General features: G+C 61.1%; 21 protein-coding genes. 1 reads left to right on the top strand and 20 read right to left on the bottom strand.

Translation table 11 applies throughout. From position 1 onward, the window contains the following. Position 1: 1 nt before the first annotated feature. From AB5202_RS02850 to AB5202_RS02805, 10 genes are all read right to left on the bottom strand, one after another. Positions 2 to 1,978: a RecQ family ATP-dependent DNA helicase gene (locus AB5202_RS02850; protein ID WP_368143905.1), complete on the bottom strand. Its 1,977-nt coding sequence runs from the start codon at positions 1,976 to 1,978 to the stop codon at positions 2 to 4. Positions 1,979 to 2,299: 321 nt separating this feature from the next. Beyond that, positions 2,300 to 3,019 (bottom strand): GntR family transcriptional regulator, encoded by a 720-nt coding sequence (locus AB5202_RS02845; protein ID WP_215674215.1) that lies wholly within the window; start codon positions 3,017 to 3,019, stop codon positions 2,300 to 2,302. A gap of 218 nt (positions 3,020 to 3,237) precedes the next feature. Beyond that, positions 3,238 to 4,245 (bottom strand): YitT family protein, encoded by a 1,008-nt coding sequence (locus tag AB5202_RS02840; RefSeq protein ID WP_040359122.1) that lies wholly within the window; start codon positions 4,243 to 4,245, stop codon positions 3,238 to 3,240. Between the two features lie 354 nt (positions 4,246 to 4,599). Further along, complete coding sequence (locus AB5202_RS02835) at positions 4,600 to 5,229, bottom strand: HAD family hydrolase (RefSeq protein WP_368143906.1); 630 nt, start codon at positions 5,227 to 5,229, stop codon at positions 4,600 to 4,602. Positions 5,230 to 5,389: 160 nt separating this feature from the next. Next, positions 5,390 to 6,373: an SIS domain-containing protein gene (locus tag AB5202_RS02830; RefSeq protein ID WP_347478033.1), complete on the bottom strand. Its 984-nt coding sequence runs from the start codon at positions 6,371 to 6,373 to the stop codon at positions 5,390 to 5,392. A gap of 198 nt (positions 6,374 to 6,571) precedes the next feature. Then, complete coding sequence (locus tag AB5202_RS02825) at positions 6,572 to 7,405, bottom strand: PTS system mannose/fructose/sorbose family transporter subunit IID (protein WP_368143907.1); 834 nt, start codon at positions 7,403 to 7,405, stop codon at positions 6,572 to 6,574. Between the two features lie 13 nt (positions 7,406 to 7,418). Beyond that, complete coding sequence (locus AB5202_RS02820; protein WP_006235136.1) at positions 7,419 to 8,213, bottom strand: PTS mannose/fructose/sorbose/N-acetylgalactosamine transporter subunit IIC; 795 nt, start codon at positions 8,211 to 8,213, stop codon at positions 7,419 to 7,421. A gap of 36 nt (positions 8,214 to 8,249) precedes the next feature. Next, positions 8,250 to 9,173 carry a PTS sugar transporter subunit IIAB gene (locus AB5202_RS02815; RefSeq protein WP_368143908.1) on the bottom strand — a complete coding sequence of 308 codons (924 nt, stop codon included), beginning with the start codon at positions 9,171 to 9,173 and terminating at the stop codon, positions 8,250 to 8,252. A 183-nt stretch (positions 9,174 to 9,356) separates the two neighbouring features. Beyond that, positions 9,357 to 10,439 (bottom strand): DMT family transporter, encoded by a 1,083-nt coding sequence (locus AB5202_RS02810; protein WP_368143909.1) that lies wholly within the window; start codon positions 10,437 to 10,439, stop codon positions 9,357 to 9,359. A 284-nt stretch (positions 10,440 to 10,723) separates the two neighbouring features. Next, positions 10,724 to 11,716: an SIS domain-containing protein gene (locus AB5202_RS02805; protein WP_006235139.1), complete on the bottom strand. Its 993-nt coding sequence runs from the start codon at positions 11,714 to 11,716 to the stop codon at positions 10,724 to 10,726. Between the two features lie 205 nt (positions 11,717 to 11,921). On the opposite strand from AB5202_RS02805, the gene AB5202_RS02800 reads away from it, so the two are divergent. Further along, a complete protein-coding gene (locus AB5202_RS02800; protein ID WP_368143911.1) occupies positions 11,922 to 12,644 on the top strand; it encodes a GntR family transcriptional regulator in 723 nt (240 codons plus the stop codon). Between the two features lie 21 nt (positions 12,645 to 12,665). On the opposite strand, the gene AB5202_RS02795 is transcribed toward AB5202_RS02800, so the two are convergent. The 10 genes from AB5202_RS02795 to AB5202_RS02750 form a co-directional block, all read right to left on the bottom strand. Continuing rightward, positions 12,666 to 13,256, bottom strand: a complete 591-nt coding sequence (locus AB5202_RS02795; protein ID WP_368143912.1) for a GNAT family N-acetyltransferase — start codon at positions 13,254 to 13,256, stop codon at positions 12,666 to 12,668. A 76-nt stretch (positions 13,257 to 13,332) separates the two neighbouring features. Next, positions 13,333 to 14,358, bottom strand: a complete 1,026-nt coding sequence (locus AB5202_RS02790; RefSeq protein ID WP_368143913.1) for a threonine aldolase family protein — start codon at positions 14,356 to 14,358, stop codon at positions 13,333 to 13,335. A 45-nt stretch (positions 14,359 to 14,403) separates the two neighbouring features. Further along, positions 14,404 to 15,267 carry a phosphatase PAP2 family protein gene (locus AB5202_RS02785; RefSeq protein ID WP_368143914.1) on the bottom strand — a complete coding sequence of 288 codons (864 nt, stop codon included), beginning with the start codon at positions 15,265 to 15,267 and terminating at the stop codon, positions 14,404 to 14,406. Between the two features lie 87 nt (positions 15,268 to 15,354). Beyond that, a complete protein-coding gene (gene mfd, locus AB5202_RS02780; protein ID WP_368143915.1) occupies positions 15,355 to 18,987 on the bottom strand; it encodes a transcription-repair coupling factor in 3,633 nt (1,210 codons plus the stop codon). 157 nt (positions 18,988 to 19,144) lie between these two features. Beyond that, on the bottom strand, positions 19,145 to 19,810 hold the full coding sequence (gene nth, locus AB5202_RS02775; RefSeq protein ID WP_138113885.1) for an endonuclease III: 666 nt from the start codon (positions 19,808 to 19,810) through the stop codon (positions 19,145 to 19,147). A 63-nt stretch (positions 19,811 to 19,873) separates the two neighbouring features. After that, positions 19,874 to 21,676 carry an ABC transporter ATP-binding protein gene (locus AB5202_RS02770; protein ID WP_368143916.1) on the bottom strand — a complete coding sequence of 601 codons (1,803 nt, stop codon included), beginning with the start codon at positions 21,674 to 21,676 and terminating at the stop codon, positions 19,874 to 19,876. Between the two features lie 125 nt (positions 21,677 to 21,801). Beyond that, complete coding sequence (locus tag AB5202_RS02765) at positions 21,802 to 23,157, bottom strand: DNA recombination protein RmuC (RefSeq protein WP_368143917.1); 1,356 nt, start codon at positions 23,155 to 23,157, stop codon at positions 21,802 to 21,804. Between the two features lie 51 nt (positions 23,158 to 23,208). Then, positions 23,209 to 23,772, bottom strand: coding sequence for a transcriptional regulator (locus AB5202_RS02760; protein WP_154518499.1), 564 nt, complete (start codon positions 23,770 to 23,772; stop codon positions 23,209 to 23,211). Beyond that, a complete protein-coding gene (locus tag AB5202_RS02755; RefSeq protein WP_267473405.1) occupies positions 23,769 to 23,981 on the bottom strand; it encodes a DUF6036 family nucleotidyltransferase in 213 nt (70 codons plus the stop codon). The genes AB5202_RS02760 and AB5202_RS02755 overlap by 4 nt, the downstream gene beginning before the upstream one ends. A 154-nt stretch (positions 23,982 to 24,135) precedes the next feature. After that, positions 24,136 to 24,570, bottom strand: a complete 435-nt coding sequence (locus AB5202_RS02750) for a hypothetical protein (protein WP_349115405.1) — start codon at positions 24,568 to 24,570, stop codon at positions 24,136 to 24,138. Between the last annotated feature and the right edge of the window lie 396 nt (positions 24,571 to 24,966).

Here is a 24,966-nt window from a genome sequence, read left to right as displayed (position 1 = left end):
GTTACGCTCCATCCCGCGCATGCTCGGACTCAAATTCTTCAATCGCCGCCATAAACTGCTCGCCAAAGGCGTCAGCCTTTTTCTCGCCAATGCCGTTGACCTGAATGAGCTCGTCGCGCGTCCGCGGACGCAGGCGGCACAGGCCGCGCAGGGCCTTGTCGGAAAAGACCATATACGGCGCCATCTCCAACTCCGTCGAAATCTCCTTGCGGAGGGCGCGCAGGCGTTCGAACAGCTCGGCATCGTCGCCCACGCGCGGGCGCTGATCCAGCTCGGCCTCCTCGCGCAGCAGATCCACCGCACGGCGGGCGCGGGCCGAGGCCTTGCGCTTGGACGCGCGACGCTTAACGGTAAAGGCAAACGCCTCATCCTCGACCTCGATGGCACGCGGGCCCAGCCCCACGACCGGGTACTGCCCCTGCGAGGTTGCCAGATAACCGCGGCCGCACAGCTGGCCGATGATGTCCTTGATGCGCCCGACCGATTCGCTCGACAGCTCACCGTAGCCGCGGTCCTCGTCCAGATGCATCTGGCGAATGCGCTCGGTGTTGCCGCCGTGGAGCACATCGGCGATCAGCGACTTGCCAAAGCGCATGGGACGCGTGGCCACATAGCGCACGGCAGCGCGGGCCATATCGGTGACGTCCTCGACCTCGAACTGCGTGAGACAGTTACTGCAGTTGCCGCAGCCCTCGGCGTCGTCTGCCGTGCCGCCCGCGGCGGCTGCCGCATGCTCGGCCGCAGCCTCGTCGCCAAAGTAGCGCAGCATGTATTCGCGCAGGCAGCCGGTGGTATTGCAGTAGCCCTCCATCTGGCTGAGCAGGCGATAACGGTTCTGGAGCGCCCACGCGCGCTGCTCATCGTCGAGCGCCTCATCGGCAGCATCGCCGCGGTCGATCAAAAAGCGGCGCATACGGAAATCGTTGCCGTTCCACAGCAAATGGCAGCTTGCCGGATCGCCATCGCGGCCGGCGCGGCCCGCTTCCTGGTAGTATGCCTCGATGCTCTCGGGCACGTTGTTGTGGATGACGTAGCGCACGTTGGGCTTATCGATGCCCATTCCAAAGGCGTTGGTGGCGACCATCACCTGAATGTCGTCGTCGATAAAGGCACGCTGACTCTGGCGGCGGGCGTCGTTGCCCATGCCGGCATGGTAGCGGCCCACGCGAATGCCGCTGGGGCCCAGTGCCTCGGCAAGCTCCGCGGCCAACGCGTCGACCGTCTTGCGGGTCGAGCAATACACGATGCCGCTCTCGCTCGAATGCGCGATCACGTAGTCGCGCACCCAGGCGGTCTTGGCCTTGTCGCCCATCTCCTCGCAACCAAAGTAGAGGTTCTTGCGATCGAAGCCCGTCACCACAGTCGCCGGGTTTTGCAGGCCGAGCATTTGCTGGATATCGGCGCGTACACGCTCGGTCGCCGTGGCGGTAAACGCCGCCACGATGGGGCGCCGCGGCAGCGAATCGATAAACTCACGAATCTGCAGGTAAGCGGGACGAAAATCCTGGCCCCACTGGCTCACGCAGTGGGCCTCGTCAATGGCCACGAGCGGCACGCCAATGCCACCGTCCGCCGCGGCTTCCTGCGCAAAGGCTAAAAAGCGCGGCTCGAGCAGACGCTCGGGTGCCACGTACATAAGCTGATAGCGGCCCTCGCGCGCCCGCTTGAGCACGGTGTTTTGCTGAGCCGGGGTAAGGCTGGAGTTGAGATAACTGGGGCGCGCACCCGCCGCGAGCAGCGCGCGGGTCTGGTCCTCCATAAGCGACAGCAACGGGCTCACCACAAAGGTGATGCCGGGCAGCATAAGCGCAGGCACCTGGTAGCAAATGGACTTGCCGGCGCCTGTGGGCATAACGCCGAGCGCATCGCGGCCGGCAAGGATCGCATCGACCATGCGGTCCTGCCCCGGGCGAAACGAGGTGTAGCCAAAATAGGCGCCGAGCGTGTCAAGCGCCATCTGCTGCATGCTATCGGTCATGGTTTCCTAACGTCCAAGTCATCTGCCGCCGATTATACGCCGCCACGCGGACCGGTGCCGCACAGCTGCCGACCACGGGCGATGCAATCCGAAAGGAACGAGCGTGGGATTTTTGGACACTTTCCCAACGGCTAATCTCTTGACAAGCGCGCAAACGTCGCTGGTTGAGCATAAGTCAGCGAAAACGCCCCTAAGCGAGCAAGGTGACGTGAAAGAGGAGGGAAGCGTACTTCGGTACGCGACCGACGATTGAACGTCAGATTGCCGCTTAGGGGCGTTTGCAGCGTCGGGCCGTTACGCGGTTTGGTAAAACCGCGTAACTTACATGACCATAACGTAGCGCGATCCCACGTAGTACTGCTTACCCATCAGGACCGGCTCATCGTTGGGACCGGTAAAGCCGGCACGCAGATTGAGCAGCGGATCGTGCGGAGCAATGCCCAGCTCGGCCGCCTGCTCGGCGTTAGCTCGAACGGCCTCGACCGTACGGTAGCCAACCGAGACAATCGGGATTCCGCCAACACGCTCGACCTCGGCAAAAATCGACTTGTCCTCAAGATCGGCCGTCAACAGCTCACGGTAGGCGTCAAACGGCACAAAGATGTTCTCCTCAAAGATGGGCTCGCCGTCGGCCGTGCGCACGCGCTTGATATGCAGCAACAGCGCATCCTTCTGCAGGCCAAAGAACTCCATCTCGTTTTGGCGCGCCGGAACGATCTGGCGATCGATCACGTGCGCACCGGCCTTCATGCCGTTGCCGGCACACAGCGCGGTAAACGTCTGCAGCGTCGAGGCGTGAAACTGGCGGTTGATGTGCGGCGTGGAGACAAAGGTGCCGCGGCCCTGCTGCTTAACCAGGTAACCATCGGAGCACAGCTCCTCGACAGCGCGGCGCACCGTAATACGGCTCACCTCGTACTGCTCGGCTAGTTCAAGCTCGGACGGAATACGCTCCTTGGGTGCATAAACACCTTTTTCGATCGCATCCTTGATTTCGTCATAAATCTGCTGGTAAAGCGGTGCATTTTTGGGCGCAGGCATATCTGATCACTCTTATCAAAATAGCTAAATTTCTCATACGTATATAACGTCTAGTTTCATGTTACCTCATATTGATAAAACGATACACCCTCCCTACCAAAAAGCGACAGCTTCATTTTGGTAGGTTTTATCTGGGCAAACGAGAGCCCTCGAAAGCAACGGGGCTTTCGGGGGGCTCGTTCGGATGGGTTGCGCAGGACCGGCAAAATGCCAATACCCTACTTGCCGTCGTCCTGCTGCAGGCTGTCCTGTTCGCTGAGGCGCGCCTGCCTGCTGGCCATGCGTGCGGGCTTGTCGGGATCGGGAACGGCCGTGGGCATGGGCTCGTCGACATGACCGCCCCACCAGCCGCCCACAAAGTTGAGCGTGTGGAACACGTTGATCACGGCGCCGGGATCAACGTCGCACACCAACTTGATAATGTCCTGGCTCTCGTAGGTCGAGACAACGGTGTTCAGCAGGTACATCTTTTCGCGGCTGTATCCGCCGACGACCTCGGCGCAGCTAATGCCGTGCTGAAAATGGTTTACGTAGGCAGTCATGACCTCGTCTGCCTTGCGCGTCGTGATCTGCAGCGTCACGCGGTCGTAGCGACGATAGAAACTGTCGATGGTCTTGGTCGAAATAAACTGGAACACGATGGAGTACGCCGCCTTGTCCCAGCCAAACATAAAGCCAAAGATCGCCAGGATAAAGCAGTTGAAACCAAAGATGACGCCCCAGATGGTCTTGCCCGTGTGGTTGGAGACCCACAGCGCGATAAAGTCGGTGCCCCCGGTGGATGCGCCGGACTTGAGCGCGATGGCAGCGCCCAGACCCGAGACCACGCCGCCAAAAATGATGAGCATGATCTTGTCGCCCAAAAACGGCGCGAAGTGAAAGACGTTAAGGAACAGCGACGAGAGCACGACCTGCATCATCGAGAAGATGACGAAGCGCTTGCTAATGCCGCTCCAACATAGGAGCGCCACGGGGATGTTGAGCGCGAGCATGCCGAGCGAGATGTCGATATGAACGCCACCCAGCGAGGTAACGCGATCGAGTAGGACCGCGACGCCGGTAAGACCGCTCGGAAGCAGGTCGGCGGGCTGAATGAACGCCTGGATCAGAAATGTCTGGAGAACGGCGGAAATGGTGACCGCCACAGCAGTAATGGCGCGGCGGACGATGGTGAGGCGGCCGAGCACGAGCACTCGGTCCGTGAGCTGATCGATGGCGTTCGCCACGCAGGCTCCTTTCGAAGGCAGATGTAGTTGTGGGATATGTCCGCGATTGTAGCATGGAGCGTGCGGGGGCGCTTCAATTCACCCTCTCCCGACAACCAAAGCGGGACCAGCAACCCCACGACCAAAGGCCCAAATTACAAGTGAGTAGACTTTACGCGACCTGCAGAGCACACCCAAAACCGCCACCCCTGTGACCTGCGGTTTTACTAGAGCAGATGCACTTTGTGCTCGTCCTGCACCAAAAAGTCTACTCACTTAGTCCGAATCGAAGCCAAACGGATTCAAATAGATGACAAATTAAGCCAATCCGTAGCAAAAGACGCGTGAACCAGTGCTTCTCGCGGCGGATTGACACTACAAAGCGGCCAAAATGTCGGTCAGGTTGTCGATGACAACGTCGGCAGCGGACTGGTCGAGGTTGACGCCCTCGTGCGGGCGCAGCGCCAGGACGCGGGCGCCGGAACGCTTGCCGGCCTCGATGCCCAAAGGCGAATCCTCGATAACCAGGCACTCGGCAGGCTCCACCCCCAGCGCCTCCATGGCGCGCAGGTAGATCTCGGGGTCGGGCTTAAACGCACTGCACTCGTGACCGCTGATGGTGTAGTCCAGCACGTCGGCGATGCCGGCAATCTCCACCAGCTCGTCAATGAGCTCGCGATAGGACGAGCTCGCGATGGCGCACTTCACGCCGCGCTCGTGCAGCTCACGCATCACCGGCTCCGTCTGCTCGTTGAGCAACTCGGCATACGGAACGGGATGGTCCGGGCTGTAGACCTGCTTATACTCCACGCGCAGGCGCTCGCGCAGCTCAACATCGTCGGGCACCAGCGCTTTCCAAATGGCCGGCTCGTTAGACCCCGAAAGATCGGGGATCTCGTCAAAGTGGAACCCCTTCTCTTCCATAAACGCCACGCGGCGACGGTTGTAGAACCACTCGGTATCGACCAGCACGCCGTCCATATCAAACAGCACTGCCTTGATCATACGCATCTCCTCCCACCTGCCAAAAAGGGACAGGTTTATTTTGGTAGGTTTTATCTGGGGTTTTGCGACGCGACAGACGCACCCTCCCCAAAGCAAAAAAGGGGACGGGGCGCAAACCCCATCCCCTCTCAATCAACCCGTAAGGTCTACTTACTTGTGATTAGTAGGAAAGCTTCCACATGTAGCGACGCATGGTCAGCGGGTGCTGACGGGCCTCGGCGATCTGGTTGCCGTACTCACGCATAACGGCGAGGTGCAGCAGCGGGTTGAAGTAGGTGACGACGCTCGCGGGCACGGCGTCGGCCAGGCCGTAGTCCTTGGAGTCGATCAGAGCGACCTTGGCGCCCATGCGCTCAAGGAAGGTGAGGGCGCGGGCGTCCATCGGACGGGTGGCGCCATCGGACATGAGGAAGACGTAGGGCTTACCCTCGGTGGAAACCTCGAACGGGCCGTGGAAGTACTCGCCGGTGTTGTAGGCGGCGGCGTCGATCCACTGCATCTCGGTGAACAGGAAGGCGGCGTTAGAGTAAGCCATCTTCTCGGAGGCACCGGAAGCCATGAAGTAGATCATCTTGTCGTCCTTGAAGTCCTCGGCGAACTTCTTGGCGAGCTTCTTGCAGTGCTGAGCGGCGTTCTCGCAGAGCTCGAAGACGTTGGTGAGGCCGGTGATCATGTCCTCGTAGTGGTCATAGCCCTCGGTCTGCTGAAGGATCTCGAGAGCAAGAGCGATGGCATAGCCGGGCTTCTCGCACTTGGCAGCGTAGTTGGCGTGGAAGCCGTGAACGATAACGTGGTCGGCGTCGACGGTCAGAGCGGAGCCAGCCTTGTTGGTGAGGGAGACGACCGGGCAGTTGTGCTTCTTGGCGGTCTTGTTGGCCTCGACGGTCTCGGGCGTGGAGCCACCGAGGGAGCAGGTGATCACGAAGGTGTGCTCGTTGACCCAGGAAGGCGTGTCGTAGTTGAACTCGTTAGCGGTGAAGATCTGAACGTTCAGCTTGTCCGTGTTGTTGGCCAGGAAGTACTTGGCGGGGTAAAGGTCGGACATGGAAGCACCGCAGCCGACGAAGGCGACGCTGTGGATCTCGTGGTTGGACAGGACGTCAGCGACGATCTGCTTAGGGAGGTTAAGGTCGATCTCGTACATCTGACACATTCCTTTCGATTTTTGCGGCGCCACATTGCCGGACGCTCGCAGGGTTACCGTAGTTTGGACCGAATCGCCGGCCCGTTGAGGATGCGACAAAGGGGCTGTCCCATTGTCACGCATAGGGATGGAAGCCTGCCTGGGGTATGGGATGCCAGGCAGGCCCCCGGGGGAAAGCGGTTAAGCGCTTGGCCGCGACTAGGCCAGGATGCCGGCCGCGGAGAGGGCGATGCCGCCCACGATGGCGATCACGAGAAGCCAACCGGTGTTGACGTTCTTCTTGATGAGCCAGTACATAAGGCCGGTGAGGCCAAGGGAAATCATCTGGGGCATCATGCCGTCCAGGATGTCCTGGATAACGACGGTGCCCTCAGCGAACTGCAGCGGGGTGGTGGCGCCAATCAGCGTAGCGATCATGCCGCCCACGGACATAAGACCCACGATGCCGCAGACATACATGAGCTTCTCCATGAGGTCGCCGCCCTGAAGCTTGCTCAGGTACTCGTGGCCGCCCTGATAGCCCATCTTGGCTGCGAACCAGGTGATCAGCACAGAGGGGACGATGGAGATGAGCATGGCCAGGATCGGGCCCATGATGGAGCCCTGCTGAGCCAGCTGAACGCCCAGGCCAAAGGCGATAACGCGGATGGTGCCCTGGAAGAAGGAGTCACCGATGCCGGAAAGCGGACCCATAAGGGAGGTCTTGACCGCGTTGATCGAATCGGGATCGAAGTTTTCGGGATCCCTGGCGTACTCCTCCTCCATGGAGGCGGTGAGGCCTAGGATGAAGGCGCTCGTCTGCGGGGTGCAGTTGTAGAACGCCATGTGACGGTGGTAAGCCTCTTTCTTAGCAGCAAGCTGCTTGGGGTCGGACTCATCCGGATAGAGGCGATCGAGCGTGGGAACCATACCGTAGAGGAAGCCCATGTTCATCTGACGCTCGTAGTTCCAAGAGGCCTGGATGGCCCAGGAGCGCCAGAAGAACTGGCTGACCTTCTTGTTCAGGGACACGTCCTTGGTTGCGGTTGCCATAGTGTGTTCCTCCTTAGTCTTCGTCGTCTTCGAGCGGATCGTAGTCGGAATCGACACCGGCGGCTGCATGGGAACCGTTGAACTTGAAGCCCATGAAGACGACAGCCAGGCACACACCGATCAGAGCGACCGCGATGACGGACAGGTTGAGGTAAGCGGCGAGCAGGAAACCGATGAACAGGAACGGAGTCATACCCTTCTTGATCATCATGGTGAGCAGCAGGGCCAAGCCGTAGGCGGTCATGATCTTGGTCGAAACGTTAAGACCAGTGGACAGCCACTCGGGAACCATGTTGACGATGGCCTGAACCAGGTCGGTGCCAACAAAGACGGCGAGGAAGATCGGCAGGAAGTACATGACGGCGTACAGACCGGAGCCGGCGCAGATGTGCATACGGTAGGCGGTCTTGAACTTTCCGTTATCGATCGCGCTATCTGCCACATGGGTGAGGGCGGCGATGATGGAACGGAACACGATGCCGAGGAGCTGACCCAGGACGGCGACCGGGATGGCGATCGTCATGGCGGTCTCGGCGGAAGCATCGGTCAGGCACGCAAAGGCAGCGGCCACGATGCCGCCCAGGACCATATCGGGCGGAACGGCGGCGCCGACCTGCACCAGGCCCATGGACACGAGCTCGACGGCGGCACCGACGGCAAGGCCGGTGGGCACATCGCCCAGCAGCAGACCGACGAGCGTAGCGCCAACGAGGGGCTGCTCGAAGTTAAGACGACCGAGCAGGCGGGAGTCCCACATGCAGAACACGCCGACGAGGCCGACGAGCACCGCACTGATGAACGTATTCATACCCTTCTCCTTTCAGTCAGGCAAAAGCCTGGTTGATTACAGCTTGGCGTCGATGTCGACGCTCTGATACGTAGGGGTCTGCTGGACATAGAGCTTGATGCCCATGTCGAGCAGCTGGTTGACGTCGGCCTTCTGGGTGGCGTCGAGGAAGACGGAGCTGTCCTTGCCGCCGACCTGATCGGCGCCGTCGTGGTTGGCGGTGGCGCCCAAGTTGATGGCGTCGAGCTTGTAGCCCTGGCAGAACTGCAGCATCTCGGCCGTGTTGCCAAAGACGAACATGACGCGCTCGCCGAGGGTGTTGAGCTTGTCCATCTTGGCGAGGGCACGCTCGACGGTGAAGACGTTCAGGCGCACGCCCTGGGGCTTGGCAAGCTTAAGAGCGCCCTTCTTAATGTCATCGTTGGCGGCAGCGTTGTCGACGACGATGATGCGCTCGGCCTGAACCTTGGTGGTCCAGGTAAAGACGACCTGGCCGTGCAGCAGACGGTAGTCAAGACGTGCGAGGACGATCTTGGCGGGACCGGAGCTGTGACGGGACGACTTGGCCTTCTTGGCGGGAGCCGCGGCGGCCTCGACCGGTGCGTTGGGGTTGGTCAGACCGGTGCGGGCCTCGTTGATGAGGGCTGCGAGCTCGGTGCCCTTGACGGGGACGGGGCTCATAGCGAGCGTCAGTGCCAGCGGAATGTTGAAACCGCTGATCACCGTGAACTTCGTGCCGTTCTTGGAAAGCTCGACCATGTTGTTGTTGACCGAGCTGCCGAGCATATCGGTCAACACATAGACGGTGTCGTCCGCGTTGAACGTGGCGATCATGGCGTCCACCTTATTGGTGATGGGCTCCTTGTCGTCACGAGCAAGCGACACGACGTGGACGTTCGACACGTCGCCGAGAACCATCTCGAGCGTGTCTTTGGCGCCTGCGGCCAGGCCACCATGAGATGCGAGAATGATCTGATTCATCTTGCCTCCTCCTTTTCGTTATGGTCATTATAACGTCTTATACGTTGCGGATATTGCTAATTAGTATAAAGACCGTTCGCGGATGAAAATCGACCGTTGACGGGTTTAACGTACTTGAAACGTTGGGGCCGGGCAGGCCGGCGCTGACTGGATAACCCCAGGTCGGATGCCGCGCGCAATCTCCTATCGCACGAAGTACCAGGGGCTTTCCTGCACGGTGGGCTCCAACGCAATGCCGGTGCGCTCGCGGAACAGATCCATGTCCTGCGATTTCTCCGTCCACCACGCGTTGGGCTTAAAGGTCATGCTCTCAATGACATGACCGACAAACACACTGTTGCGCAGCTTGGAGAAGTCGGTGTTCATAATCAGAATGGACGCGAGCACCAGCACGATGCCCAGGGCCTTGATCGCGCCGGCGGGCTCGGCGTAGATGCCAATACCGACCAGAACGGTCGCCACGGTTTCGAACGAAGCCACGACCGGCACCTTCGATGTCTCAAGATCCATCGAAAGGCCCTGCATATAGAAGATGTACGCAAGAGCCGTCGGAATAAAGCCAAAGCCTGCGAACAGCAGAATGAGCTGCGGGGACATTGCCGCGGCTACATCGGACCACGGAGCCGAAAGCACTGCCATAAAGCATCCGCCAAAGACAAAGCCCCAAAACGTCACCGCCAGCGGATGCAGCGTCTTGGTAGCCATACGGCTAAACACCGCCAGCAGTGCACCGCAAAGTCCGGCGATCACACCCGACGCGACGCCCCAAACCGAGAAATGGAAACCAGACAGGTCGCCGCTCGTCACCGCGAGCACACAACCCACAATGTTAAAGACGATGGCGACGAGCTTGTTGGGGGTCACGTCCTCGCGATAAAGCACGCGGCCGAGCGCGACGCCAAACACCGGCGAGGTGTAGAGCAGCACCGAGGCCGTGGACATGCCCACCTCGCCCATGCACTCGTAATAAAGCGTGTTAGCGGTGGCGAGGCCGATAATGCCAAGAAGCGCGCAGGGAACAAGCTCTTTAGGACTTGCCTTGAACAGTGCCATGGGACCCGAGGCTTTTCCCTCACGAGCACCTCCCTGGCAACCTATAAATGCCAAGACCGGAGCCATTAAGACGGCACCCGACAACAGGCGAAAGGCCGCCATGCTCTGAGACGAAACACCCAGGGCCGATATTCCGTTAACAAAGATTCCGATGGTGCCCCACATAAGCGCGGCGATCAGCACCAGCACATAGCCCAGATTGCTTTTCTTCAACGCAGCCTCCTCGGTGTTGTTTCCAATATGTTTCATACTACGTTATAGTCGTTATATACATTTTTCAAGACACAAATCGCCGAACGGAAAAATGATCCGCTGGGAACGGAGGAAAACGGATCAGTGACTCAGACCAGTCCCTAAGTGATCCGTTTTCCTCCGTCCCCAGCGGATTACTTGGCGGTTGCGGTGAAATAGTTCCTAAATAGAGGCTTCAAGCCCCCAAACAGGAACTATTCCACCGCAACTTATGAGGACATCGAGCTGTTAGGCCGCTCTATCCCCTAGTAGTCCAGCTTCCACATGTAGCGGCGCGTCATGTAGTCCTTGTGGGTGACGGCAGAGAGCGCGCGCATATACACGTTGTTGAGGATCGGGGCAAAGATCAGGTGGTTGAAGTACTCGCTCACGCTGTCCTTGATGTCGTTGAGGCCGAGCTCCTTGGCGTCGAGCTGATAGACGCGCTCGCCACCGTACTGGTTGACGAAGCGGATGCCGCGCTCGTCGTTGCAGCGGCTACGGCCGACGCTGATGAGCTGGAACAGCGAGGTGCGCTTGTCCAGGATCTCGAAGGGGCCATGGAAGAAATCGCAGGTGTTGATGGTGCAAGAGTCGATCTGCAGCATCTCCTGCACGTTGCAGATGCTAAAGACGTAGGCGGCACCAAAGAGCGGGCCCTGGGCCATGACGTTGATGCAGGGCTTGTCGGCGTTCTGCTCGGCCCACTTAGCAGCGAGCGGACGGGTGTACTCGACGGCCTTGCGATAGATGGGGTCGACCAAGTCGAAGGCGGCCATGGCGGTCTCGTACTCGGCATAGCCCTCGGTCTGCTGCGTGAGCTCCATAGCGATCATGGTCACGACGGCGGAGTTGGTGCGGCCCATGCAGGACTCATCGACGGCCAGGCTATCGTACTGGATCTTGTAGTCGCAGACCTCGGTAAGGCCGGACTCGTCGACATAGATGGCGATGGTGCTGGCGCCGTGGTCCTTGGCGACCTGGGCGGCGACGATGGTCTCCTTGGTGCCGCGCATGGACACGACCACGGCCAGGGTGTTCTCGTTGACGTAGGCCGGGGTGGCGTGCACGAACTCGTTGCTGGTGTAGCTGGAGCTCACGACCTGCGTGGCCTCGTGCTCCATAAAGTACTGGGCAGGATAGTTGCCGCCGTTGGATCCGCCAGCGCCAATCCACACGACGCGCTTGATGCCGCCCTTGTCTGCCTTGTCAGCCAAAACCTGGGAGACGACATCCTTAACCTGTTCCTGAGTAGTCATCGTGCATCAGCCTTTCTTCTCGTTTGATGCTCTCGATGGCATACAAGTTACATACATGTTTTGGTTATGTCGACTAGTTGTATGCTATATTTGTCTTAGAAATTTTGCTGATGCGGTTTTCGATAGCTAGCTACCAGCGGTTTTGTTGTTGTATTGAATACATGCTTGATTAGATACGCATACAAGTTAGATACAGGTTGATCGCATGAACGCTTCGTCTAAAAAGAAACTGGCCCAATACGAGCACTTGGCGGGTACGCTTCGCGACCGCATCGCCGCCGGCATCTACGCACGCGGAGACAAGCTGCCGTCCGAGATGGAGCTCATGGACGAATCGGGGCTGTCGCGCAGCACCGTGCGCCACGCCCTTAAGGTGCTCGTTGATGAGGGCCTGGTGCGCACCGAGCGCGGGCGTGGCGCCTTTGTGGCCGACACGCCCGCGCTCCACGAGAACAACCTGGTGTTTTCGAGCTATACCAAGCAGGTCGAAGGCCAGGGCATGAAGCCCACCACGCGCACCGTGGACTCGGGCTTTGCCAAGGCGGCCGGCAGCATAGCTAAGTTCTTTGACGCCGCCGTGGGCAGCAAGCTCGTCAAACTTGTCCGCCTGCGCTACCTGGACGACGCGCCGCTGTGCCTGGAGACCACCTACCTGCCGCCAAGCTTCGAGACGCTCATCGATCGCGATATTAACGGTTCGCTCTACGCCACGCTGCGACAGGAGTTCCATCGCGCGCCGGCACAGGGGCATAAGACCTTTGAGGTGTGCTACGCCTCGCAAAACGAGGCGTTTTTGCTCAACGTTGAGCGCGGGCAGGCGCTGATCCTGATCACCGACTACGTCTACGACACCGACGGCCGCCCGCTCCACGTCTCCAAGCGCATCCAGCGCACCGACCGCGCCAAATACACCGAGCCCATCGGCTAACCCGCCAAAATAAACCTGTCCCTAAATGGTGGGTTTGGGGAGGTCGGGAAACCAGGTTGGTTTGGGTTGGTTGGGCGTGCGCTCGGCTAGGACCAGCTCCATCCAGCACATGTCGTACCAGCGGCCGAACTTTTGGGCGCAGCGGTCGAAGGTGCCCACCAGGCGATATCCCATATGGGCATGGAAATCCTGGCTGTTGTGCGTCAGGTACTCATCGTCCTTATCGTGCGGCACGGCGATGAGGGCGCACATGTTGGTGATGCCCATCGCGACCAGGCATTGCTTGAGCGCATCGTGCAGATTGCGGCCCAGCCCGCCGTGGCGTACATCGCGCGCCAGGTAGATCGATGTCTCGACCGACCAGTCGTATGCCTCGCGGCTGTTGAGCGGGCTCGCATAGGCATAACCCACCGGACGCCCGTCCAGCTCCATCACCAAATACGGGTAGCGCTTGAGCGTACGCTCGATGCGCCCGGCGAACTCCTCAACGCTCGGCACCTCGTATTCGCAGGTAATCGCCGTCTGGCGCACATACGGCTCATAGATGGCAAGCAACGCCGGCGCATCATCGGGCGTCGCCAGGCGAATCGTCGGCTCGGACATCTCTGTCATACAACCCTTCTCCCCAAAAGCAAAGGCCGCCTTGCGCCAAACCCAGCGCAAGGCGGCCCCTCGTCATTACATCAGGCTACAGAACCGCCGCCAACGCGTCGATATCCTCCTGCGTCGTGGCCCAGCTGGTGCAAAAACGCACCACCGTGTGGGTATCGTCGTACTTTTCCCAGTACTCAATCGCCGCATGCTCGCGAATGCGGGCCATGTCCTCGTTGGGCAGAATCACAAACTGCTGGTTTGTGGGCGTCTCCAAGAAGAACCGGTAGCCGTGCTCGTGCAGCACGCGACGAAGCGCCTGCGCGGTTTCGATCGCCTGGCGACCAATCTCAAAATACAGGCCGTCGGTAAAGAGTGCCTCAAACTGCACGCCCGTGAGGCGGCCCTTGGCCAACAGCGCGCCGTGCTGCTTAATACGCGGAATGGGATGCGCCGGGGCGTGCATGCCGCAAAACACCACGGCCTCGCCGCACAGAGCGCCGCACTTGGTGCCGCCGATGTAGAACACGTCACACAGCTGCGCCAGCTCGGGCAGGGTAATGTCGCACTCATCGGCCGCCAGCGCATAGGCCAGGCGGGCGCCATCCACAAACAGCGGAATCTCGCGCTTCTGGCACACTGCGTGAATCGCCGCGAGCTCGGCCTTGGAGTACAGCGTGCCGTACTCGGTCGATAGGCTCACGTACACGGCACCCGGGAACACCGTGTGCTCGTAGCTCTCGTTTTCGTAGAACACCTGGATATGGTTCTCGAGGTCCTCGGCGTGCATCTTGCCCTCGTAGCCGGGGATGGTGAGCACCTTGTGGCCGCCAAACTCGATGGCGCCCGCCTCGTGGCAGGCGACGTGGCCGGTCTCGGCAGCAACGACGCCCTCGTACGGCGCGAGCAGCATGTCGATCACCGTCGCGTTGGCCTGCGTGCCGCCCACCAGAAAAAACACGTCGGCGTCAGGCGCCTGACAGGCCTCGCGGATAAGCTGCTTGGCACGCTCGGTGTGCGCATCGGTACCGTAGCCGGGCTGCGGCTCCATATTGGTGTCGACGAGCGCCTGCAGCACTGCCGGATGTGCGCCGTGGGAATAATCGTTGTTAAACGCGAGCATGGCAATCCTCTCTTACCGGGTATCGGCCAGATGATTCAAACGGAGCTATTGTACGCCGTTGGGATAGGCAATGCGTGCGGCAAGGCACTCAAGTGCCAGTACCAGGGCAAAACCGCAGCTCACGTCGCTCAAAAAGTGCGCACCGATCACGATGCGGCCAAGCGCGACGAGCGCCGCAACCACAGCCGCCGCCCAAAAGATCACGCGGCGACGCGAAGGTTTTTCCTTAAAGGCTGCCGCGGGAAGCCCGGCGAGCATAAGGCCGATCGCCGCATGCGCCGTGTGTCCGCTCGCAAACGACTTGAACCCGTCCTTTATCACGCCGGCGGCGATATAGGTCCACTTGTCGGGGTTGCCGATCACCCACCACGGCTGAAAATTGAGCCCCGGCGTGACCTCGATCACGCGCATGCGCGGGCGCGACCATAACGGCTTAACAATGACGTTGAGGATGATGGCCTGAGCGACCCACACGGCCAGCACCATCAACGCCCAGCGCGTAAGCTCGTCGGGCTCGGTCGTGCGCGTGAGGCGGTAGGCGATGAAGTTGGCTGCGATGACCAACGCAAACGTCAGAACCAGCTGAAACGCAATAAGCTTGCCGCCGACGCGCAGCGATCCGATAATCTCGTAGCCGACCAGGCCCACGTTGATCAGAACGCCCAGCACGGCGAGCCACTTGCTCGTCTTGGAATCGGGTCGTGCCGAGCGCACGAGCATAACGCCCGCGACGCTCGCCGTCAGCTCAAACGGCAGCTCGCCGGCCGCCTCGACAAAGCGGCCGTACATGCTGCCGATGTTGAACAGCGCGCTCGAGATCTGATAATCGAAGAAGCTGCCCACGCCCAGACAAAGACACAGGACAACCGCGATAATGGCGACATCTTTCTTATAGATGTATCCGAACATGCTTTCCTTTCGATGGGGTCAGAATCAACCTGCGAGGCGGCGGGGCAAAGAGCAGCTGATAGCTCCGTCCCGCCACGCCCCTACTTGTTAGTCGTCGTCGCTGGCACCCAGCTGCTGCAGCAGCATGAGCGCGGCCGCCACCGGGCCGGTGCCGTCGTTGGCATCGAGGCCGCGACCCAGGCCGCTGCCCGCGCCGGCGCCCGCCTTGTAGGGCACCGACAGCTTGCGACTCTTGGGAAAGTTCACCGCGCCATAGCGGGTCTTAAGCTCAAAGGCTACCTTCTTGGGCACGTCGACGCCCAAGAACGTGATGCGGCCGCCACTGAGCGTAACGCTCTCGAGCCCCAGGCGCTCACCGCGAATGCGGATGCGCGCGCGATTGAACAGGTTGAGTCCCGCCAACGACAGCTCGCCATGCGCGGCCTCGGTCTCCTCCTGCACCTCGTCGATACTCTCCAGGTCCTCAGCCGCCGCGAGCTTGCGGTACACGAGCACGCGCTGGTCCACCGCCGGCATGTACTCCTCGGACAAGAAGTAGTCGGCCGGCAGGTTAATGCCCACGCTCGCCGCCTCCACGCCGGCGTCATCATCGCCGCGCGCCTCGGCCACGGCCTGTCCCAGCATCTGCGTAAACAGATCAAAGCCCACGCTCGACAGGTTGCCGTGCTGCTCGGCGCCCATGAGCGAGCCGGCACCACGGATCTCCAGGTCGCGCATGGCGATGCGCATGCCGCTGCCCAGGTCCTGGAACTCGGAAAGTGCGGTCAGGCGCGCCGTGGCCTCCTCGGTGAGCGGCAGCTCGCCCGGGAACATAAAGTACGCGTAGGCCTGCGTGGCCGAGCGGCCCACGCGGCCCTTGAGCTGGTAGAGCTGCGCCAGGCCCAAACGCTGCGAGTCCTCGATGATGAGCGTGTTGGCCGTTGCGTTGTCGATACCGCTCTCCACGATGGTCGTGGCGATAAGCACGTCAATCTTTTTGGTCGCGAACTCGATCATCACGTCCTCGACCTCGCGCGGGCTCATCTTGCCGTGCGCCACGCCCACGCGCGCTTCGGGCGCAGCCTCGTGCACGCGCGCCACGGCATCGTCGATGGTCTTGACGCGGTTGGACACGTAGTACACCTGACCGCCGCGGCCCACCTCCAGGCGAATCGCCGCACTCACCACGTCGGGGTCGTACTCCCCCACGTGTACGATCACGGGACGACGCCCGGTCGGCGGTGTGGTGATCAGGCTCATGTCGCGCACGCCGCTCGTGGCCATCTGCATGGTTCGCGGAATCGGCGTTGCCGAGAGCGTGAGCACGTCGATTTGCTCGCGCAGGTTTTTGAGCTGCTCCTTGTGCTGCACACCAAAGCGCTGCTCCTCGTCGATGATCACCAGGCCCAGGTTCTTGGGGTTCACGTCGGCCGAAAGCAGACGGTGCGTGCCGATGAGCACGTCAATCGTGCCCTCGGCAAACGCCTTGAGCGCGCGCTTTTGCTGCGCCGGCGTGCGGAAGCGGCTGAGTACCTCGACCTCCAGGCCAAACGGGGCAAAGCGCTCAAAGAAGGTCTCGTAGTGCTGTTGGGCCAGAATGGTCGTGGGGCAGAGCACCATGACCTGGCGGCCGGAGTCCACGCACTTAAAGGCCGCGCGCAGGGCGACCTCGGTCTTGCCGAAACCCACGTCGCCGCACAGCAGGCGGTCCATGGGCTTGGGCGCCTCCATGTCGGCCTTGATGTCGGCGATGGCCTCCAGCTGGTCGCGTGTCTCGTCGTAGGGGAAGCTCTCCTCCATCTCGATCTGCTCGGGCGTATCGGGCGGACAGGCGATACCGGTAATCGACGAGCGGCGCGTATACAGGTCGACCAGGTCAAACGCCAGCTTTTTGGCATTCTTGCGCGCCTTGTTGGTGGCCCGCGTCCAGTCGGCGGTGTTGAGCCTGGTCAAGCGCGGTTTATCGCCGTCGGGACCAACGTAGCGCGTAATGCGGTCAACCTGCTCCAGCGGCACGTAGAGCTTGTCGCCATCGGCATATTCCAGCAAAAAGTAGTCGCGTTCCTTGCCGCCCACTTCCTGACGCGCGATCTCGCTAAAGAGCGCGATGCCGTGAGTGGCGTGCACCACGTAGTCGCCCGGCTTAAACGTGAAGGTGATCTGCGTAATGTCAACCTTGCGGCGGCTGCGCGCGCGGTTGGCATCCATGCGGGCGTTGAGGTCGGCGATCGAGAACACGGCCAGGTTGGCATCGGGCACCACCACGCCCTGCGGCAGGGCAGCGTCCACAAAGGTCACGCGCCCGCGCGAGATGGTGGGCACGGCGGCGCCGGCGGCAGCCTGCGCGGCGCCCGCCTCGAGCGAACGGGCGTTGAGCGCGTCGGCGCGACGCTCGCGAATGGAAGCATGGGCCTCCTGGCGTGCGGCGCGATCGGCGGAATCCGCCGCTGCCACGCGCACGCGATCGCCGATGGCACCGGCATTTTCGGGCGCCGCGGTCAGCGATTCCTCAAAGGTAATGCCCTCGTCGCCAAAGGTGAGCTCCATCGACTCGCGCGCACCGCGGTCGGGAATGGCAAACACGCAGGCATAGCGCTTGCCCACGACCTCTTGGATGCGCGTCATAAAACGGTTGTCCGAGCCTGCGATGGCGGGCTGCTCAATCTTGAGCTCGGCCGTCACCGCACCGCCGGCACGGATAAGGCTTACGTAGTTCAGGCGTTGCTGGGAACCAAAGTCGAGTTGCTGGGCACGCACGTACAGGCCGTCCAGACGGTCGACTCCCGCCTCGCCGGCACGTGCCTCGATATCCTCGTAGGCGCGCAGGCAATCGTCGAACAGCGAGCGCGGCTCGGACAGCACCACGAGCGCCTTGCCGCTCACATGCGACAGCGGGCTCACGGTCTGGCCGTACATCACCGGCAAAAAGCGGTCGAGCTCAGGCGTGACGATGCGCGCATCCACCATCTCGAGCAGCGCCGCCAACTTGCTGTCGTCCTGGCTGGCGCGGTAGAGCGCCACATGCATGTTGTGGACGGCCTCGTCGGTAAGCGCCAGCTCGCGACAGGGGAAGATCTCGATGCTGTCCTCGTTGCCGATGGTCTGGCCCGTTGAGCTCACCATGCGACGGATGCGGTCGATCTCGTCGCCAAAGAACTCAATGCGCACGGGCGCTTTTTCCTGCGCGGGAAACACCTCGACGGTGTCGCCGTGCACGCGGAACAGACCGGGCGCGTCGGCGGCGCCGGCATTGGTGTAGCCCATGCCCACCAGGCGCTGCGGCACCTCGTCAAAGGGAATCTCCTCGCCCACCGCAAAAGTGGTGGACTCCCAATAGTGGCTCTCGACCGGCGGCACGCAACGCAGCAGCGCGCGAGCCGAGGCAACCATGATGCAGTTGTCCCCGCGCACGATGCGTCCCAGGGCCTCGCAGCGCTGCGCCACCACGGCGTCGTCGGGCGTCTGCTCGCGCCAAGGGTAGTCCTTGCGCTCGGGAAAGCGGCACACGTGCGCCAGTCCCACATAGGCGGCCAGGCTGCGCGCAGCGCGATCGGCCGCGTCCTCGCCGCTCACAATGTAGACCGTGGGGCGCGGACGGCGCGCAAACTGGGCCGCCGCCATAAGCGTGCGACCCGACTGCGACACGGCCAACGTCATGTCCTCGCCGGCATCGAGTCCCGCCTCGACGGTCTGCAGCGCCTCGGCAGTGTAGAGCTGCGCGGCTATACGGTGAATGAGCATGCTGTTCCTCCGGCATCGCAACGCCAAAAGCCCGCCGGGGCAAGCTCGGCGGGTCGTACGTCAAATACATTGTCTGTCATGGTAGCGCATGGAGAGGACTCCGGCTCAAGGGCAAACCCAGCCCCGCAAAAAACGCCAGACGAAGATGCGTTCCGCCCTATCCCGCTACGCGCACGCTGGGGCACAAATCTGCCAGCGGACACTCGTCACACTTGGGCTTGCGGGCGTCGCAGATCTCGCGACCGAAGGTGATCCACTGATGGTTGACCGACTCCCAATACTCGTGCGGCAAAATCTTGAGCAGATCCTGCTCGGTCTTGAGCGGCTCCTTGGCATGCGTCTTGGGACTCAGCATCAGGCGGTGCGCAATGCGGTTGACGTGCGTGTCCACCGCAATGCCCTCCACGATGCCATACCCCACGTTGAGCACGATGTTCGCCGTCTTGCGTCCCACGCCCGGCAGCTTCACGAGTTCCTTCATGTCGGCCGGCACCTCGCCGCCATAGTCGGCGACGATCATCTGCGCGGCCTCGACGGCATGCTTGGCTTTGCTCTTGTAGAAGCCGAGTGACTTGATGGTGCCCGCCACGTCAGCCACGCTCGCCCCGGCCATGGCCTCGGGCGTGGGCCACTGGGCAAACAGCTTCGGCGTCACCTTGTTGACCTGCGCGTCGGTCGTTTGCGCCGAGAGCAGCACCGCAATCAGCAGGCGGAAGGGATTCTCGTGGTCCAAAAAGCACTCGACCGGGCCATAGCGACGGTTGAGGCGCTCACACACCTCAACGGCGCGCTCTCGTTTGGCGGCATTGGTCTCGCGTGGCATAACGACTCCTCGGCTCAACGGCACAATAAACTTATGGACACAATTGTCCCACGTCCGAGACGCTTACGCCTCCAAGAATGCGCCGGTCTGACGGCTCCACAGGCTCGCATACTCGCCACCCGCCTCGACGAGCTGCGCATGCGTGCCGTCCTCGACGATCTCGCCATCGGCCAGCACCACAATGCGGTCGAGCGCCGCCACGGTGGACAGGCGGTGCGCCACCACAATGGAGGTGCGGCCGCGCATCAGGTTTTCGAGCGCCTCCTGCACCAGCGCCTCGGACTCGCTGTCGAGGGCAGAGGTCGCCTCGTCGAGCACTAGAATCGGCGCGTCGGTTAGGATGGCACGGGCGATGGCCACGCGCTGACGCTGGCCGCCCGAGAGCTTGACGCCGCGCTCGCCCACCATGGTGTCAAAGCCACGAGGCAAGCGGTCGATAAACTCCAGGGCGTTGGCCAGGCGCGCGGCCTCGCGAATCTGCTCATCAGTGGCGTCGGGACGACCGTAGGCAATGTTTTCGCGAATGGAGCGGTGGAACAGCAGCGCCTCCTGCGGCACGTAGGCAACCTGGCGGCGCAGGCTCTGCTGCGTGCAGCGCGAGACGTCCTGGCCGTCCACGAGCACACGGCCGCCCTGCACATCGTCCAAGCGCAACAGCAGCTTGGTGAGCGTCGTCTTGCCCGAGCCCGATTTGCCCACCAGGCCCACGCGCTGGCCCGCCGCCACATGAAGTGTCAGGTCATCGAACACGCCCTCGCCCGCCGCAGCGTCACGGTACGCAAAGCTCAGGTGCTCAAAATCAATCGCGCCCTCGGTCACTTTGAGCTCAGGGGCGTCCGGGTCATCTGCCACCAAACGTGGCTCGTCCAGCACGCGCGTCATCTCGGCCGCATCGCCCAGCGCGCGGTTAATGCGCTGCATCATGGAGCTTACGTAGTTCAGGCGCATGGTGAGGTTATAGGTGTAGGTAAAGATCATGACGAGCGAGCCGGCCGAAATGCCAAACCACGCGTTGCCGCCCGCCACGAACACACTCACCACGGCCATGGTGATGACGATAAGGCCCGAGGTCGTAAAGTTGCGCTGCATCATGGCGTGCATCGAGACCGTCTCGGCGTCGCGCGCGGCACGATCGGCGGCGTCGAACAGATCGCGTTCAAAGTCCTCGCGCCCGCAGGTCTTGACGGCCAAGATGTTCGTGACCGCGTCGGAGAGCACGCCCGAGAGCTTGTTCTGCGCGGCGGACGTCGCGGCCGAAAGAGGCATGATGCGCTTGTACATAAGCCAGACAAACGCAATGTAGACGACCATGATGCACACCAGGATCACGGTAAACGTCGGCACCACCGGGGCGAGTGCGGCCACGGTGCAGATGACCGAGGTGATGGTGGGGATGAGCGAATACACCGTCACGTCGACCAGACCCGTGTAGCCGCTCATAAAACGGCTTGTCTGGCTCACAAGCGATCCGCCAAAGCGGCTGGTGTGAAATGTCATGGATTGGTTGGAGAGCGTGTCGAAGCATAGGCGCGCCAGGTGATAGTTGCCTGCAATCTCGAGCTTGTAGACGGTGTAGTCCTGTAGCTTGGAGAGGATCTGACCCACCAGGTTAACGAGTACGAGCGCCAGGATATAGGAGCCGAAGACCTCAAACACCTGGTCACCCGCCACGGGACCGGCTTGAACGCGGTCGACAATGAGGGCCATCACATAGGTGTTGGCAAACGTGAGCAAAAAGATGTAGCCCGCCGACGAGAACACCGAGAGAAAGACGATCAGCGGCTGCGTGCGCGTGACGTCCCAAAAACGCTGCAGCGTGCGACGCACGGTGGAGCGTTTGAGCGGACTGGTGTTTCTCTGAGACATGGGCTTCCTTTCGCGTCTGATAGGGCGAAACGCCATTGTTGCACACTAAAGCGCACTTCAGGCAAGTGCGACGCGAAAAGCGCCCGCGCCCCGCGCTTGCGCAGGCGCCCCGCCGTCAGATGAAGCTAGTCCTCGTCTTTTTGGTCTGCGAGCAGGCTCGCAGACGTAAGCCCCAAGATCTCGTCGGCCTCCTCGGCATCTTCCAGGGCGTCGATGTCCTTGAGCTTGCGCTCCATGACGTTGGTGCGCGTGGTGATGATGCCCTCGACCGTTTTGCCCGCGGTCTCGATCTGCTGCTGGGCGCGGCGCAGCGCCTTTTGATAGCGCGGCAGCTCGGCCTTGACAGCGGAGAGCACGCGCAGTACATCGTCGGTGCGTTTTTGCAGCTTAAACGTTTGGTAACTCATCTGCAGGCTGTTGAGAATGGCCGCCATGGTGCTGGGGCCGGCAACGTTGACGTGATAGTCGCGGCCCAGGGTCTCGATAAGCCCGGGGCGGCTGACGACCTCGGCGTACAGTCCTTCAAACGGCACGAACATGATGCCAAAGTTGGTCGTTGCCGGCACACTCAGGTACTTTTCGCAGATATCCTTGGCCTCGCGCTTGACCATGGTGTCGAGCGTCTTGCGCGCAGCCGCCACGGTCTCCGCATCGCCCGACTCCTGCGCGTCGAGCAAATGCTCGTACGCGTCGCCCGGAAACTTGGAGTCAATCGGCAGCAGCACGGGATCGCCCTCGTCCACCGGCAGCTTGACGGCAAACTCAATACGCTCCGAGGCTCCGGGCCTGGTGGCAACGTTTTCCAGATACTGGTCGGGTGTGAGGATGTCCGTCAGGATCGCACCCAGCTGCACCTCGCCCAAAATACCGCGCGCCTTCACATTGCCCAGCACGCGCTTAAGATCGCCCACGCCGGTGGCGATGGATTGCATGTCGCCCAGGCCCTTGTACACGGCCTCGAGCTGGTCGCTCACCTGCTTAAACGATGCCGACAGGCGATCGTTGAGCGTGCGGGAGAGCTTCTCGTCCACCGTTGCGCGCATCTGATCGAGTTGCACGTTGTTGTCTTTGCGGATAGCACCCAGCTGGGCATCGACCGTCTCGCGCACCTTGTCCAGGCGGTGCTCGATGCCCTCGCGGTTGGCACCGAGCTGTTGGGCCGTCTCGCGGCGCAGGTCATCCATCCGGTCACCAGCTTGCGAAAACTCACGTGCGATGGTCAGGTAACGTTGCTGCTCCACGGCCGCATCTGTCGTCTGCTGCTGCGCGATGGCATTGGCCGTGCGGCGAGTTTCGGCCAGCGCGACGTTCAGGGCATCGAGCGCGTTGTTGGCCTGCTCGAGTGCTGCCAGCGTTTCCGCGCTACTGTCGCCACGCTCCCGCAACTCGGCACGCAGGCTCTTGAGCTGGAGGGCGCAAGCCACAGCAACCCCCACCGCCACCAAGGCGATCGCAACAAGCACAATATCAATAGCAGACATAAACTCCGCCCAACAAACCCAATCGAGCACCAATCAAAACCGCGATCAATCTTACCCCGCCACACGCACCGGGCGCCCGGCCCCTTCTTGGGCGCCCCTCTCCTCCGCATATTCCATAATGCGGCGCGCCGTCTCCCTGCTCACCTTTGAGTCATCGCCGGCTAAGTATGCGTACACGTTTCCCTTATTCAGATTCAAATCGCGGCAGAGACCGTAGCGCGTTACGCCCGATTCCCCTAGCGCTCCCAACGTTCTTTTTCGCATCAGGGCGTTGATCCTCCTGTCCGCCACCGGCTTTTCCTTCACCGCTCTATACGCACGCCAAACGTTGGCATAACGGTTAGGGAGTTTGTCCTCGGCGCATAGAGATGCCAGGCTACCCGTTTGGGCGTACAAGGACAAAACGCCTCGGTAATCTTCTTCCATCCACGAGCCCTCGGACAAGCCCAGAACGTATTCGGCTTTACCCTGCGCCAAAGCGAGCAAAAACAGGGGCTCCGCCACGCGCGGCGCAACCGTCGTCGCCTGCTTAACCAGCTTTCTAAAACTGAGCGACTGCTGTCCGGATAGCTCTCGGCAATAGCCTTTTAAGAATCCCTCAAAGGTCAGATTCAACCGAGCACCTCCTTTTTGTATTGCCTGTATGCACAGACCATCTCTTGATAACTCCGCTCCGAAGGCGACGACGCCAGTGCTTCTCCCTCGTCGAATATAAGCCGTTCGAGCAGCCCCCAATCAAGTCGGTCGACGAATGCCTGACTATGAAGATCGATGATGTCGTTCGGACGGAAGGCATAGAGCTTCATTACCGCCAGATCCTCCAAGAGGGGTCTGCTCTAAATCCTGCTTATACATAACAAATCCTATTATTATTCATCCTCAATAATACTATTCAGTCGTACGACAGGACCAACAGGATGCAAGGATTCCGATCGTGGCGATAATCCCTACACCCTAGAAGTCCTAATGTTACAAACGCTAACTCTCCCAGCCGGCGCGAATGGTTGTTACGACATCGCCTAGGCGCTGGCCGAGAGCCGCTAGATGTTGGAGTACCTCGTTGGGCGATGCGCCGTTGAGGATGCACGTGAGGGCATACGACGCCAGAAAGATGGCCACAAGCCCTAACGGGATGAGCACGATCATCGCCAAGGTGCGCAGGCGCTGGCCCACGCGGCGACGACGCGCACGACGCTTGTCGAACGCGAGCTCCTGCGCATATGAATCTTGCTGTACGGAATAGGCCTCTGGTGCCGATTCGCACCCGGGCACAGCTGCAGGTACAGCAGCGGGCACGACATTTTGCGCAAAGGGCTGGACTGCCGCCCCTTGCATTTGTATCTCCATGAGTCGTTGCTGCTGACGCAACATGCGCTCGGCTTGCTGCTGCGGAGTCTCAAGAAACAGATCCATGCTGGCCTCCAAAATCGGAGCATTCGACGCTTACGACCAGCATCCCGCACCGCCATGACCGCGACAACGCAATCGCCGGCAATAGCCACAAAGTTTCTTTTGCTCAAAAGCTGTCGAAAAGCTCAACAACTCCCCTACCAGCACTTTCTCTGAGCTTTTTTCGCCAGCAATCTTTTGGCCTTCCACCCTTACGCCAACTGACCAAAATCTAACCAAAAGCTTGACGAAAATTGTGGAGACCGGGACCCCACACAAAAAGTGCCGCCCCAAAGGGGCGGCACACAAACTTATTATCAGCTTTTCTGTAACGAGCATGCGACGACTCAACGCCGGGGCGCAGGGCGGGGAAACCTTCCCCTCTCGCTCACGGCTTCGCAGGGTCGCGCGAGGCAAAGG

The organism is Collinsella aerofaciens, assembly GCF_040915545.1.
In the GTDB taxonomy this organism is placed as follows: Bacteria; Actinomycetota; Coriobacteriia; order Coriobacteriales; family Coriobacteriaceae; genus Collinsella; species Collinsella aerofaciens_BE.
Note: the sequence above shows the minus strand (reverse complement) of the source record. Positions and strands in the feature narration are given on the sequence as shown.